This is a genomic window from Enterobacter chengduensis, from assembly GCF_001984825.2.
Taxonomy (GTDB): Bacteria; Pseudomonadota; Gammaproteobacteria; order Enterobacterales; family Enterobacteriaceae; genus Enterobacter; species Enterobacter chengduensis.
Map to the genome: position 1 here is coordinate 64,850 of NZ_CP043319.1, position 14,392 is coordinate 79,241.

The 14,392-nt window shown below is 53.6% G+C and carries 14 protein-coding genes; all 14 read right to left on the reverse strand.

Translation table 11 applies throughout. The features are described from left to right. Nucleotides 1-35: 35 nt before the first annotated feature. The 14 genes from excA to FY206_RS25090 all read right to left on the reverse strand — a co-directional run bounded on the left by excA (nt 36) and on the right by FY206_RS25090 (nt 14,391). Nucleotides 36-668 (reverse strand): plasmid IncI1-type surface exclusion protein ExcA, encoded by a 633-nt coding sequence (gene excA / locus FY206_RS25030; protein WP_022650003.1) that lies wholly within the window; start codon nt 666-668, stop codon nt 36-38. Nucleotides 669-729: 61 nt separating this feature from the next. Further along, nucleotides 730-2,889, reverse strand: coding sequence for a DotA/TraY family protein (locus FY206_RS25035; protein WP_022650002.1), 2,160 nt, complete (start codon nt 2,887-2,889; stop codon nt 730-732). A gap of 57 nt (nt 2,890-2,946) precedes the next feature. Continuing rightward, a complete protein-coding gene (gene traX, locus FY206_RS25040) occupies nt 2,947-3,489 on the reverse strand; it encodes a conjugal transfer protein TraX (protein WP_022650001.1) in 543 nt (180 codons plus the stop codon). Continuing rightward, nucleotides 3,486-4,688, reverse strand: coding sequence for a conjugal transfer protein TraW (gene traW / locus FY206_RS25045; protein ID WP_022650000.1), 1,203 nt, complete (start codon nt 4,686-4,688; stop codon nt 3,486-3,488). Before traW ends, traX begins: the two co-directional genes overlap by 4 nt. Nucleotides 4,689-4,700: 12 nt before the next feature. Further along, entirely contained in the window at nt 4,701-5,270 is a 570-nt protein-coding gene (locus tag FY206_RS25415; RefSeq protein WP_022649999.1) for a hypothetical protein, read from the reverse strand. Continuing rightward, on the reverse strand, nt 5,270-8,323 hold the full coding sequence (locus tag FY206_RS25050) for a hypothetical protein (protein ID WP_022649998.1): 3,054 nt from the start codon (nt 8,321-8,323) through the stop codon (nt 5,270-5,272). Before FY206_RS25050 ends, FY206_RS25415 begins: the two co-directional genes overlap by 1 nt. A gap of 86 nt (nt 8,324-8,409) precedes the next feature. Further along, the gene (locus tag FY206_RS25055) at nt 8,410-9,135 is read right to left on the reverse strand and encodes a hypothetical protein (protein WP_063864836.1); all 726 of its coding nucleotides are present in this window, start codon (nt 9,133-9,135) and stop codon (nt 8,410-8,412) included. Between the two features lie 183 nt (nt 9,136-9,318). Next, on the reverse strand, nt 9,319-9,723 hold the full coding sequence (locus FY206_RS25060) for a DUF6750 family protein (protein ID WP_022649996.1): 405 nt from the start codon (nt 9,721-9,723) through the stop codon (nt 9,319-9,321). A 34-nt stretch (nt 9,724-9,757) separates the two neighbouring features. Then, nucleotides 9,758-10,282: a conjugal transfer protein TraQ gene (traQ, locus tag FY206_RS25065; protein WP_022649995.1), complete on the reverse strand. Its 525-nt coding sequence runs from the start codon at nt 10,280-10,282 to the stop codon at nt 9,758-9,760. Continuing rightward, a complete protein-coding gene (traP, locus tag FY206_RS25070; RefSeq protein ID WP_123839398.1) occupies nt 10,282-11,055 on the reverse strand; it encodes a conjugal transfer protein TraP in 774 nt (257 codons plus the stop codon). The genes traQ and traP overlap by 1 nt, the downstream gene beginning before the upstream one ends. After that, the gene (traO, locus tag FY206_RS25075) at nt 11,036-12,343 is read right to left on the reverse strand and encodes a conjugal transfer protein TraO (RefSeq protein ID WP_022649993.1); all 1,308 of its coding nucleotides are present in this window, start codon (nt 12,341-12,343) and stop codon (nt 11,036-11,038) included. The genes traP and traO overlap by 20 nt, the downstream gene beginning before the upstream one ends. Next, a complete protein-coding gene (locus tag FY206_RS25080; RefSeq protein WP_022649992.1) occupies nt 12,343-13,323 on the reverse strand; it encodes a DotH/IcmK family type IV secretion protein in 981 nt (326 codons plus the stop codon). Before FY206_RS25080 ends, traO begins: the two co-directional genes overlap by 1 nt. 10 nt (nt 13,324-13,333) lie before the next feature. Beyond that, nucleotides 13,334-13,951 carry a DotI/IcmL family type IV secretion protein gene (locus tag FY206_RS25085; protein WP_179297403.1) on the reverse strand — a complete coding sequence of 206 codons (618 nt, stop codon included), beginning with the start codon at nt 13,949-13,951 and terminating at the stop codon, nt 13,334-13,336. An 89-nt stretch (nt 13,952-14,040) separates the two neighbouring features. After that, nucleotides 14,041-14,391, reverse strand: a complete 351-nt coding sequence (locus tag FY206_RS25090; protein ID WP_022649990.1) for a hypothetical protein — start codon at nt 14,389-14,391, stop codon at nt 14,041-14,043. Nucleotide 14,392 lies beyond the last annotated feature (1 nt).

Consider the following 14,392-nt stretch of genomic DNA (forward strand, 5'->3'; position numbering starts at 1 on the left):
AAACCGGCTATTTATTGGAGGGTATTGGATGTGTTTCAGGCAAGAACGGGAACAGGTAGCCCTGTCAGAGATTCGATCTCGGCACGTTTTTTATTCACGACATCGTTAAAGTTGAAGTTATAGGTGTATCCTTTGTTGTTCATTGCATGCAGATGGTTAGCAATACTGGATGCAGCACCGGTATCGATAGGAATCATCGGCAATGATGTGAACCTTGTGAAGAGACGCAACTTTGAATCTTCAACCTCTGTACGTGTCAGGCTGTAAGCATCGAAGCCAATGACATCCATGACATTGCCCGGGTAGATTCGGACGTACAAAAAGGTTCCTTGCTGAAAGTCGAAACCCAGGTAGGTACTTTTCCAGAAGAGCCAGCCCTCAGAACCGCTTTCCGGTTTGAAATGACCCGTCTCCTTGATTTTCTCAACAACAGCAAGGATCTTTTTTTTGCGTTTCTTGGCTATAACATAATTGATGGCAAATGGACCGAATAACAGTAAGCAACTTGTTATGGCGTATAGATATGCCTCCGGGCGTACGTACTCATCCATGATGATTGAAATGGAGCATAGAAAAAAAATCAGCAAGAAAGAGATTATACCGAACTTTAAAAATAAAGACTTTGCAACAGAGTATAAAACCCACCACTTAGGGAATCTATCTTTCACAGTAAACCCTCCTTAGGTATTTCACTCAATGTTATAGCACTACTGGATAGATGTCCACATCTCAACTTTTTATTCCATCATTATTTGTTTCCCCTGGACCATTCATACCCTTCGTATTAACGCCAGGGGTATGCCGTATATTCCTCCCACCGGCTACGAACATATCTTTGACAGAACCAGCCATGCTTCCAAGAGTATTTGCTGCATCTCTACCGCCAAGGAACGAAATGACGTAGTCAGGTAAATATGCCTGTAAGGCAAATATGCTAGATACCAGTGTCGTGCAAATTCGAGCATAGATCATTAAAAAACCAGCCATGCTGAATAAACCTGTTAACGAGTTGGCTTGAACATTGACCAGTGCGACACCAAAAAGTGCATGAAGGATAGTGCCAGTAGCAACAATCGCAACAGATGCAAAGAAAAATCCAAAAACCATAAGTGCGGGACGAATCATGGTATCTATAAAGTAAATGTAACCATAAGCCGCACGACTGCCTCGATCCTGAGACGTACCTAGGTGAGTTGCCCCCCATAGAGGTCCCGCAGCGCAACCTACTAGAACACTGACAATCCAGTTACCAATACCAGTCATCCAGAAGATAAACGGAATAAATGGCAAATAGATTGAAAGTGTAAATCCAGCGCTAAACATAAGTAGTAACAAGAAATATACTGCTGGCGAAATGGCATCAAGCCCTTTATCTACAGCGCTAATTGCTCCTGTCATATTGACAACCTTCCCGAGAAGGGATGACTCTCCACCCGCAACAGCAGCCCGTATGACCGTGTATGCTGTTAAAGTTCCCTCCGCTGCAACCAGCGTGTAATCTCCAACATTTTTCATTTTAACTAATGGGTTTACCTGCCCTGTTGAGGTTCCTGTCCCACTATAATTTGTTGCGATGTTGCTGGTTAAACTGACGAAAAATGGAGCGAACGAGTTCATTAATATGCTATTTGGGTCATTACCTTCAGAAGCACTTAACTCGTTTTGTGATGTTGCTGTACCTGCTGGAGGTGCATAATTAGAGTTTTGTAACTGGGTACGGTAGGCGCTCATTACCGCACTGAACAGGTCTCCGCTGCCAATTTCCCCAAGGGATGACATCCCACTGGTTGCCGGCGCGCGACTGGCAACTTCTGTCAGGCGTTGATTGGCCGTTGCAAAAGTCTGGTACCAGGCACCGAGAGCCGCCCAACCATAAGTGTCGAGGTAATTCCTGACAGCATCCTGTATGCCATTTTGTTCACTCTGCGCCGGTAGTGCGTGCTGAACAGTTTGTTCGTACGTACTGGCTGCTCTCTGAATGCGGGTTTCAATATCCGGGAGTGTGCCGTTGCCGGTTGTTCGTTTATTCATAAACCCTGCCATAAACTCGCTGGCCGCGCTGTCCATATCCTGGATCATTGCTTCCATAGCTTTGTTTTGCGCATCCACCACTTCACTTGTATCGCGGTTACTGAAGGGGTTAAAGAAGCTTCCGGAACCAGACGAGGAGTCCGATTTCTGTTGTTCCGGTATCGTCGCCGTGCCGCACACACCGCTGCCGTTGGTGACCCGGTAGGTATAATTCCCTCCAGAAGAACCGGATACCCCTGCCATTCTGGCTGTGGTCGAATTTGCCGTGCTGTTGTAATCGTCCAGCGCAGTATTGATGGCATATTTACAAAGCTGCATCTCAAAAATACCGCGTGCAGAAGTTCGGGTCGAAGCCTGTGTGGGCTGGACAGTCAGGGAGTAGCCGCTGGCAATATCACTGGCTGCTTTGGACACCATCAGGTTGGCAGAACCTACGCCCATAATCGACGCGCCCCAGAGAATTATGAGCTGGGACATGCTCCAGCCATTGGCGGTCGGGATAATCATCAAAAATCCTGACACTGTGCTCAGTGTGCTGGTGATATCGCGATCCCCGCTGAATACCTTGCCCTGATGCCCCGTTTTATTAATGTGCTTCAGACCAATAAATACAAACCAGACGACGGCAAGGACGGCGATAATTCCGTTAAACAGAGCAAACAGATTCCCGATCATCGTGGTATTGCCGGCGGCGAGAGGGTCCAGCACCACATCGCCGAAGATAGTGACCAGTGCCTGTCGGGAGAGGTCCTGTGCATTGGTTGCAGCAGAGACTATGTCATCGTAAGTGACACCTGCGCGTGCCGGGGTAACAGAGATAAGCAGCCCTGCACAAAGCGCACGAATGAGATTTTTCACGGTAACTCCGGATAATGCATGAATGCCGGGATGTCGGCAGGAGGCAGAGAAGGGCAGCTATTTCCCGAGAATGGCATCTCGTACGGCATGGGTTTCCGCCATGAAATGCTGAAAGGTGCCTCTTTCAGCAAGACTTACGCGACGGTTGCGTAACTGCCACAGTCGGTAGGTTACGATTAGCGCTTTTGACCATGCCACGCCAGCACCGGAAAACAGCACCACACAGGTGCTGATCTGGTGCGCGGAGATACTCCCACCAATAATGAATGGTGTCAGTGCTGCAAGCGGAACCGGTATGGCCATAAGCCAGAACAGCACTCGCCAGCGCCTGCGCTGGCTCACATACCCCTCATCCAACTGTGCGGGGGTACAACCTGATTCCGCAACGGCTTTTTCCCAGTCAGGAGAAGCCGGCGGTTTGTCGTCAGTAATGAGCTCCGGAAAAGCATCACGCATTCGCTCAATATTTCGTGATGTCATGTGCCGGGCAGCCCGCAAATACCACTTCGTTTCCTGCAATGGCAGAAATATGCTCAGCAGTCCCCGGGTAATACGTCCAGGTAGTCCTTTTTTCCGTGCGACTGTTTTTTCCAGTGTCATTTGGCAGCTCCCTGGTTCATGGCTGATTCGAGTTGTTTCAGACGTGGGGCGTAGGACTGGCGGGCAAAGGCGGCGAGTAGCTGGCCGTCGATCACGTTCCCTTTGCGCAGCAACTCTTTAATGTCGTTAAGTTGCCAGTTCATCTGTGCCGTAGTTCGGATGAGTTCGCGCATAAGGTTATCTCCGTCCATTTGCTGCAGGTCGGAGAGATAGGCTGTGTTGGCATATCGACGTCCGGCCTCAAACGATTCAAATTCTCGCTGGCTCATGTAGCCCTTCGCCTTCGCCTCCGGCGAAGCCACATTGTCAAAATACTGCGCTGCGGAAGGTGACTGCAGTGCTTCTTTCAGGGCATCACGGGTGGTTTCACTGGTCTTACTGTCGGCAATCAGCGAGAGCTGAGGTTCAGACGCGGCATCGATGATACCGTTGTACTCGTTGAGCAACCCTACATACGTACGACCGGTAACAGTGTTGACTTCACCTTTGCCTGGCGTGCGGCCTGCTGAAGGTCGAGCCGTGTTTTTCATGTAGGCCATAGCGGCATCAATCTGTTCCTGTGACCAGGAAAGTGCCGGTGCCTGCCCTTCAGGTCCCGCGCCGCCATAGATGGAGCGTACCTGACTGTCACCTCCGGGCAAATTACTGACGGCAGGGCAGATACCGGTTCCGCCAAAGCGTTCATATTCTGCTGCCGTACAGTACGCGGCATGTACGTTCGCACCGTCATAAGCGTCGCGGGCCTGTTCTTCCGATGCTGTAGAAATCCTCTTCCGCACCGCTGAACTGGAAACACCTTTGCCTGATGAGAGTTTTGACGCGGCGCTGCCTGATGCACTTTTACTTTGTGCTGCCACACCGGATGCGGAATCACTACAGATCGAATCCGGTACCGAAAAACTCTGCCGTGCCTCCTCCAGACGTTGGGTTTCATTATTGAAAATCATTTGCTGACGAGTAGCCTGCCCATCCTGATTAATCAGGGCGCCGAGCTTGTCGGCGTTCTGTGTGATGGCTGTGCCGGTTGCCTGTTGCATCTGTAGTATTTCGACCAGAGTTGCCTGGATGGTGGCCATCTCAGGCAGAACCTGAGTCGTGATCGGAACGCTGGAGTTCACGTTGACCGTTAAAGCACTGGCAACAGTGGGAAGGCTGGACGCGATGGCCAGCGCCAGCGCGGGGAGATGACGTTGTAGCATGAGATTCTCCGTTTATTTGAGCGGGGTAAACACGCCGGGAAGGCGGGTTGACTGTGTGCCGGGGGCGAGGGCGACCAGAGGGAAGGTCTGAAAGCGTCTGCTGATACGTCCTTCCCGGCTGCGGGTGTCTATGATTGTCAGCCCACGACGCGTGATTCTTGCATGAGCTGGAGGGGTGATATCCAGTACCGGCCAGTCTCCCGAGCTGAGTTGTGGGGTATCTGCCCCCTCCGGCCATAACCAGGTATCATCAGTTAACACCGCCCCTGTATTTTCAGGTAGCAACCACTGGACCACATGACGCGATTCCCGCACCGGTTCGCCTGGCTCATTGACCTGCCAGATGGCTGTTGTGACCAGCTGGCGTGGTCGCGCTTTGAGTGAAAGAAGCACGCCACAGGCCTCTTGCGTTGCCCGGCGATCGGTCGCGTATACCGCCCGGGAGTTCACTGCACTGTCTGTACGGAAGTGCCGGGACGGCAGGACGAACTCCACGCCGTCGGCATCGATCACCAGGCGGGAAAGACTGACCTGGCCCTTTACCGGGCGGCGACAGCGTGGCGTCAGGTGGATGGAACACATCAAAGGTCATACCCCAGCTCATTTATCATTTCGTCTGCCATCAATTCGATGACGCCCTTATCACCACGGGCGCCACTGTTACGCTCCCTGTACTCAATGAGTTTTTTTGCGGATCCGCGAGGGAACTTCTCCGCCAGTAACTGACGGGCACGGGCAGTACCGATCGTATCCGAGAGATTTCTGCGTAGCGCGCCGTCTTTTTTGTCTGAGTTAAGCGACCACAGCTCCAGCGGTCCGAGCGTAAACCGGACAATCCGTGCCAGCGTCCCCTGGGTTGTGCGCATCATACATAGCATCGGTACGCCACTACCGTCTGCAGCCGGACCAGCTGGCATACGCAGGAATGCATGAAGATTGTGTTCGGGGATCTTAAAACTGTCCCGTAAAAGTGGAATATCTTCCTGGCGGAAGCGCAGCAGCCAGAGGGTGTTGGCAGAGTCGAGCAGGCTTTTCGGATAGTCGGTAAGGAACTGGGTACTCAGCACCGTGCGGATACCAAACTTACGTTGTTCACGATCCTGCGTATCCAGTGCTTCGAAGATGAAATCAATGCCTTTGACGTTGTGCAGTTCGTCATAGATTTTGGTTTTCATTTCACTATCGAGCTGGTTGATGCGTCGCATAATGCCCGGGAGGTAGGCTTCCGGCAGTATTTGCATTACCTCATCCTGATACTGCGGCAGCAAAAAATCACCCGCAGTGATGTGGCCAGCAAAGAGGAACATGATGCCGGTTTTCAGTCTGCCTGCCGGGGTCTTATCGCCGGCTACGTTGTTTAAGTCTACGGCAATAATGCGTGTGTTCGGGTTCAGCGCAAAACGAGTCCGACTGGCCATCATCGGGTAGTCCTGTCGGGCCTGAATCATGCAGCGCTCAATGTACTCCACCAGGGGCTCCTGTGAGCCGTTACGCTGTATTCGGCCAAAAGTCTCCTGAATAACCTCACTGCGTAGTAGCGCGGGCATATCAGCAAGTTCTGGTACCGCCTGGTAGTGTGCCCGCTGAGCTGCAGATAACTGTCCACGTTCATGCAGGAGGTCACGTACTTCGTACCATGGTGTCGCGGTCCACCACTCCGGATCGTGCTCACCCCACAAACCGGATGACTCCAGTGCCGCATCCACTTCTGGCTCTACGTTTGAACGGAACATGTTTGGCTCAATACCACTACGCATGTCATACGCCAGATCAATCAGGCGATTCACTATTTGCCGGGTATCTGTAGGGTTAGGCGGGGTCCCTTTATCCGGTTCGATACAGAAGGCCGTCAACATGGACGCGATAAATTGCTTCTCTGGTGTCACTGGCTTACGAGCGCCGTACAGGATGTCGAAGACATTGCGTGACTTAGACGGGTCGTTGCTGAGTATGATGCCGACTGCTTCGTCCTTTCTCTCTTCTGGCAGACTGTCACGTATCAGCTGGATTAACCCCATCGCGCTGAATCCTTTATCAATGTGAGCCACATAAGGAAGCGAAACCTGGGCGGAAGATACCTGTATTTCCGTCAGGGTATTAATCAGTACCGATTTACCCAGACCCGAATCGCCAGGGGCAAGTTCGGTATGCTTGTTCTGTCGAGAAGACCCCAGCCCGACTTCCCAGGCGCATCCGTCTTCCGTGTGCAGCATCAGGTTGCCTTCCCCTCGCCAGACGGTACCTGGTCGGTTGAAGGGCAACATCGATAGCGCATGGGAGAGTGGCGGGTAAAGCGGAACAGGGCCGGAGCCCGCTGACGCGGCCAGCATACTGTTGACCCATCCCCTGCGAGGATCACCGAATGTGGTGGTCGTGTTACAGACTCCCCAACCCTGCAACGCTGATTCAAGCAGCATCTGATTACGGGAGCATATTTCCCGGGTATGCCCCCAGGTGGACGCCACAATGGTCATCACGCAGACCGGATCGCGTTCATCCGTTGCAGCCAGCTGTGTGAAAGCGTCGTAAAGTGGGCGAATAGAGGGAATAAATTGTCCAAATGATGAAATAGTCTTTTTCCAGCCCAGCGCTTTCATCCCGCCAGGCATGATGTCGATTCGTATGCGCCAGGGAACGGAACGTGGAACCAATTTCACAAGCTCATTGAAGGGGCGGGGATGCTGAGGCGGAAGTGTTATGGCCACCATGCCGTGCCACAGCCCCCCTGCATGCACCAGATTACCTTCTGTTTCTGGCGTACAACCAAATACCTGAAGATTCAGGAAGGGAGCTAGCAGTGCTGTAGCGTCGCCCTCCTGAAGCGCACCCGCTGGCGCAGCCTTCCCCGGTAATGCCGGGCGCCATGCGGCCGATGTGCTGTTGCGTGCTGTTTCACGTCTGATTTCATTACAGAACTCAGGCACATCAAGCAGGCGGACAAGCAAGCCGTCTCCACCGCGTACGAGTGCTTTTTCAAGAGTGGTGATAAAGCTGTCGTGCCGGATCTTCAGACCAGACATTTGCCAGCGCCAGGGCTCCTGACCAAAGCGCGCGACAGGTGCTTTATCCTGAATGGCCCGAACGGTGGCGTTAAAATCGGTTCGTTCCTGATGACTCACCAGTGTCGGAGAGCTCCAGACGGCAAGCCAGCAGCGCTCACGAACAAGCCACGGAGAAATGACATTGATCTTCTCATTAAGCAGGTCATCCAGCTGGACGCCGATGTGCTGAATTGAACGCATTTGCGGGGCGATCATGGCGCTGACTTCGTCACGCCCTTTTTCCGGGTCACGTTCGAAAATGAAGGCCAGTTTATGGCCGATATTTTTCCAGGTGGTGCTGAGCGTGGACGCGAGGTGCGCGATCATTCCTTCAAACGCATCCGGATGATCGTCTGAGGCTGTTTCCGACATTTCACGCAATGCCCCGGATATTTCGAATACAGAAAGGAAATAGCCATGATGGGTGACACCTATATAAGGGGCTTCCAGCCAGGGTCTGAGCTCCAGATCTTGTTTGTCCAGTCCGATCACCGTACGAATGTCGCAGTAGTCGACAAAGTCAGCAGAGACGGCGAAACGGGAACAGGTATTCATAACGTCTTCAATAGTGAAGACAAGGCGGTTGATATTCATAGCTGCGAAGACTCCACCGGAATGGCGTGTATTGATGGGCGAGGCGCTTCTGTGGGCGCATCTGCGGGATAAGGCTTGCGTTAGGTTTACGTGACAGTGGTACCAGATGACTGTGAGGATAATATTGTTGTCTGCGAGGCTCCTGACAGAACGTCACTGTCCGTCACTGAATCAGGTGTCAGGATCAACGCCACTCCGTTCATTTTTTGTCGCATTTCATCGCGCATGACTGGCGGGAAACGTTTAAGCGCATCTGCATAGTCAGCTGGTCGCCATCCCCCGAAACGTTCTTCCAGAGGAAGACGATGGCGGGTCAGTTCCGACAGTACCCGACGGCCTTCCCGAACCTCGCCTGGTCTGGTGCTGAAGACGGCCTGCAGGGCTTTTCGGTTCAGGGCAACAACATTACGTGGGTGCAGGTCCGGTAGCCAGACCATGACCCCCTGAGCAGCAGCAAATCCGTTGAGGGCATGCCAGGCATGGCAGAGGTAACAGAGGTGAAACGGTGTCGTGAGCCGTTCTAATTCAGCATGTTCGATGTCAGACAGCAGACTGGTGTCGGTCAGCAGTGTTTTGGGGATGTGTCGCAAAGCAATCCGGCGGGCGGCAAGTGATGCGTGCTGCATCCCGGTCCGGGCAGCTTTCAGAGCCCGGGCGTGTTTCTCATATTCAACCGGTACCTGCGGGGTGGGACGTGACTCCAGCTGAGCCAGCGTGTCTTTCGCTCTGACAAGTCGGGTCCTGGCATCCTGCGCGTCTTCCGCAAGTCGGGATAATGGCAGGGATTCCGGTAACACAAACAGATGTTTCATGTCAGCACTACAGCAATAACACCGCCCTCCAGAAACGCTCTCGGGGGGAGGAAGTAAAGGGGCTGTGGAATGGACAACATCAGGAACCGGAAGCGGATGTAGCCATGGACAGTCAGGTGTCTTTTTCTTTTTGCTCATCGTTTTCTCCTGAAAGGGTCGGTAAACACCGACCCTTTCCTGTGGTTAGCTGATATTGACAGAGCTGGTACCGAGCTGTTTCTGGGTTCGTCCCATAATTTCAGGGACTACGGCCAGTAGTGCGCCGATGGCCAGACCTGCACAGCAGCGGCCCACAGTGATCTGCGGATTGGTGCCCACTTTTTTGAAGGACAGCAGGGAACCGATGAAGATGAACACACCGATCGCCTGGGCAATTTCCAGGCCGGAAGTTTTACCGCTTTTGGCACCAGAGGCGGCGCTACCAAACATATCGGCGAGATCGCCATCAGCGAAGGCCATGCCGGGTAACAGGAACGTGACCAGAGCACACAGCCCCTGAATCATGCGCTCGCGGCACTGCATCATGGTCAGCTGGCAGAAAATAACGACGGCATAAAGACGCGCGGAAATAGCACGGAAAAGTGACATAGTGTCTCCTTGGGTTATAAAAAAACGAAGTGTGTTAAAAAGAGAGGCCGAGAGTGGCAAGTGCGGCATCGATGAGCTGAGGTGAAAAGACCATACCGGTCCCTGCAAACAGTTTTACTGTCGCAGCGCGAATGCTTTCACTTGAACTGAGTGCGGTGTGCCCCTCAAGCTCTGATCGTCGAAACATATCGAGTGCCGCATAGACAAACCCCACTCCTGCTAGCCGGACCAGAGAAAGTACGGCGTTAGCAGCCCCGGCAGCAACGCCGTAGGTGGCGGGTTGCACATACGCGATTGCATCAAAAGATGTGGCGCCAAAGCCAAGCTGCGCACCACTGGCATTAATGATGGAGGGGAGAGATACCAGCGCGGCGCAGGAAAAAAGGCCAATAGCAAACTTGCCCGGGGACAATGGACTTCGACTGGAACGTTGCCGGGTCAGAAGTGCGATGAGGCCAAAAAAACCAATCATCTCGGACCAGCTGAATAATAAATCCAGCCCAGCGGTGAAGATGCCCGAAGCAAGATTCTCTATTAGCGTGACGGCATCCAGTGCCATTAGCGCAGGGTTCCTCCGGTTGTCACCACAGAGCGCGTGGCAGGATCAATCTGACGAATAGTGACTTTACCCAGCGTATCCCCCTCCCGGACTGACCAGGTACTGCCCTGCCATTTGATCCACGCCATTCCTGCTTCCAGCGACATGATTTTCATGCCTGCAACAGCACTGGTTGTCTGCCGTTTTTGGGGCCGGGAAGCTGTTTTTGAGGCATCAGAGGTGCTTACGCGGGTTTCCAGAACAGCCAGCTTCTGTGTCAGCTCATTAAGCTGTGCACGCGTTTCTACTGCGTAAGCCTCATCCCTTTTGATAGCATCAGACAGGCGCGTAACGCTGTCTTTAAGCGACGTCAGAGAGTCATTTATCTTGCGGTCACGATCGTTCAGCTCGTCACGGATATCCGTCATCATGCTCGCCCTGTCGTCCTGAGCCATTGGCAGGGACGTATGTGCCGCCGGTTGCGCCGCGGCTGGCGAGACAGCCTGCTGCGGAACAGACTCAACCGTACTATGCTGTGCACCGTCGAGTGTATTTTCAACTTCACTGAAGCTGGTTTCAGACGGCGTATTATTCGTCAATGACAGTGATGGACCGAACAGGTACCAGAGGCTGGCCACTGCCAGAAGCGTTATCCCGAGAAGCCACGGCAGAGAATAGCCAAACAGCAGGTCTCGCTTCCAGAAGGGCGGTTTCTCGCGAGGATCTGGCGCGCCAAAATCATCCTCGCTTTCCAGTGTTTCTTCTTCAGGCATATCAATTTTCTGGTTCATCATTGTTCCTCACGGGTACGGTATCGCCATACTGACGACGGATTTCAGCCTGGCGGCGCGCGATGGCTTCCTGCAGGCGGGTTTCGGTTTGCTGCTCTGCGGCAGCGGGTGCTGATAAGGTGCTATTGATTGCGGGACGAGCCGCTTTATTACTGCTGACAATGTCGTCAGAAGTAACCGAGTCAACGAAGAGAATGGAGATAACTTCTTTCTGCTTCACGGTGACCTGGCGGAACGGCTCACGGGCCATCTCCTGTTTGATGACTTCCGCCCCGGTCTGGGCTGTGCCGCCAACCATTACACCAGCCACTGTGCTGCCATCAGGTTTACCCACTCGTCCGGTGACGGTACCGACACTGGACTGCATAACCTGAGTGTTAGCATCCTTGTACAGACCGCCAAGATCACCAAGACCTCCCAGTACAGCGGGCAGAACGATGTGTGTTCCCCATCGATGGTTAACATCGGAGGCCACAGAAGACATCAGGTTTTTCTCACTCTGTGCGCTTGCATTGACGTTCAGCTCCATGCCGTTCCAACTCATACTGGTAAATCTGATATCCAGTCCATTGCCGGCAAGTTTTGCTGACGAACTGTGAAGTCTTGCGCCAGCCAGCGGCCCGGCAGGAATAACCGCAACAACCTCTGAGTTGGGGTTATCTGAATCCACGGCAGTCTCCATATAACCGGCCGCACGCGTAAGTGCGTGGATGAAGACCTGTGCACTCTCTGTTTCAGTTTTTGTCTCTGCCAGGTTTCTTGTGCCAGTCGCTGGCGATGTCTGCGTAACACTTGCCAGGGCAGTTGCCAGCACCGGTGCATCGCCGCCAGTCTGTGCGTCACTGATCCGCTTAAGCAGTTTTTGCAGTTGAGCCTGGCGCTTTTCGTTTGCCTGCTCTTCTCCGGCCGGGTTTTCCGCATGGCGTGATGCTGCTGGCGGCGGAGGTGGCAGGTCCACCGGTTTTGTTTCTGGCACCTTATCCGGAGGGGGTTCCGTGACTTCAAGGCCGACCGGGAGACTGGCGATGAAGGATGAATCGGTCCGTGCGGCTTCCTGCGCGCCTAAATCGTTTGAGGCTTTAAGCAGTTCACGGTAACGCGGGCTCTCCGTCGTGGTGGTTACGGCACTTGAGGCCGTACCGTTAAGGTTGACGGCAGAATCTGTTCCTGAAGGGTCATGTGTCAGCCACGACATGGCCAGATAACCCGCGGTCACTAAAACCAGGGCACTAAATCCAATTATTGAAAAAAGTTTTTTGCCGTTCTTACCGGCATCCTGTTCTGCGCTCATTACTGAAGCTCCGGCGTGACGTGAACGGATTTCCCGTTTACTGAGAAGGTCAGTAACGGGGTGACGGGGAGTTTCCAGAGATGCGTACCATCCGCTGAAGAGAGTGTCTGTTCAAACTCGTCGCGCAGCATTGCGCGGGAACGGACCATCAGATCATCACCGCTTTGCCAGATCGCAGTGTCAGGGACGTTGCCCTGGAATTTAAGGCGACGGGCATCTTCTGGTGGTGTGCCATCCAGAAAAGCCTGCAACGTGGCGCTGTGGAGTGCGATTTTATCGACGGGTACGCCCGGGGCTGCTGAGCCAGGACCCAGACGCGGGACGCGTAAATCCAGCCGACTGTCGATCTCCTGACTGGCAGTACGGGTGTCTGTCTCACCACTTGTCACATTGATCATGATTGGAACATCAAGCCCTTTCAGATATACGGAAATATTCCCCGCAGCCCACGGGCGCAGTGGTGTTATGGCCAGCATGTTGGTTCCAGCATTGAACTTCACATCAAAACTCTTCGGGCTGGCATTAATTGGCGGATCTGACTGTGGCCACGGTGCGCCATTGATGTCCGTCAGGGTGACGACGCTCTGGTTATTCATGGCCGTGCGTACCAGCGGGATACTGGCGCCTGGAGAAAGATTGAGGGTTAATGAACTGATACGCGGAACCACGCTTATCATTGGGGCATTTACAGAACGCTCGTTGTCGGTCAGTCGAAGCCTCAATTCGCGTATCTCATCCGCTGACAGAGGCGAGTCTAAACCTGCTGCCTCATCTACCAGCGGCGAGCTTTGTTCCGGGGGCGGGAGCTCTCCACTAATCCGGGTTGCCGGTACACCTGTTGTTTGCGCTTCTGCCCCCTGAGGAGCGGCGGCAGTTGTTGCACCAGGCGTCCTGGCATCCTGCCAGCCAGTATTGTCAGCGGCGGCTACGAGGGCCGGACCACACAGCAGTAGTGTGGTCATGAGATAACGAAGTTTCATGGCGGGAGCCTCAGAGATTGCGGGGAGCGTTGCGTGAGATCATCTGGCGGATTTCCATCCCGACGGGTTTCTGTCGTGGATCTACGCGCTGGATGGTAATTTCGAAAACAAACGGTTGTTCAGGCTTGCTGGTCGTCTGCCCAACCAGGCGCAAACGTACCGGATACTGCATTGTCCAGAACCAGGTTCCGTCAGACAGACGCCCACGCCGGATGACGACACCAGCCCCTACGGAACCGGTAAGATTCATACGCTCGCGTTTCAGGGCATCGTAGATATTGGAGTTGGTTAGCGCCTGGATGTAACTGGCGTGTCCTGCTTCAGAGAACAGCGATGCTGTAGAGGATACCTGTTCACGATAATGAACGAAGTCCAGGTTAAAGGCCCGCATCAGAGCCTTGCTGCCAAAGGCGATGGCATCGTCCTGGCTCCATGCTGGTTCGGAAGTGGGAGCCAGGCGAACCAGGCGCCCACTGTCGGTGGCAAAGTAATCCCGTGGCTGTTGTATCAGAGCCCAGGTCAGGCCAGCATTGAGGATGATGCTGATAAGCAGGCCACTCCCCAGCAGGAGGTTACTCTTCATCAGCTCTGGTGCCATTTTCTGGCGTTTTTCTGCCGTTTTCATCATGTTCACGGCGTTTTTCAGCGGATCCTCCGCAGGGGAGGGGGCCCGCCCCTTTGCAGGGGGGGCTGATTGTGTCTGTTTTGTCATAGGTTTCAGGAGTTGAAGTTTTTCCAGGGATCGATGTTGTCTGGGATCTGTTCGTTGACTTTATCCAGGGCCGCTTCGCAGACCTTATTTTCCAGTTGCGAAATGATTTCATCGAGCCCGGGGAATTGCGGCAGGGTCACCTTGACGTTCTTGATACGGGACAGACAGGACTGCAGGGAGGATGAGACATTGCTTTCGCGCTGTTCCCAGGCTGTTGCGGCCGCCCTGGCTCGCTCATAACCAGCCTGGCTACCCGCTTCAGCAGCACTTCCTGCTCGGCAGGTTGCCGCCGCAGCGGCGGCAGAAAAAAGCATGAAGCCGGACAAAAGTCCGGCTTTAAGCATGTGATATCGCATT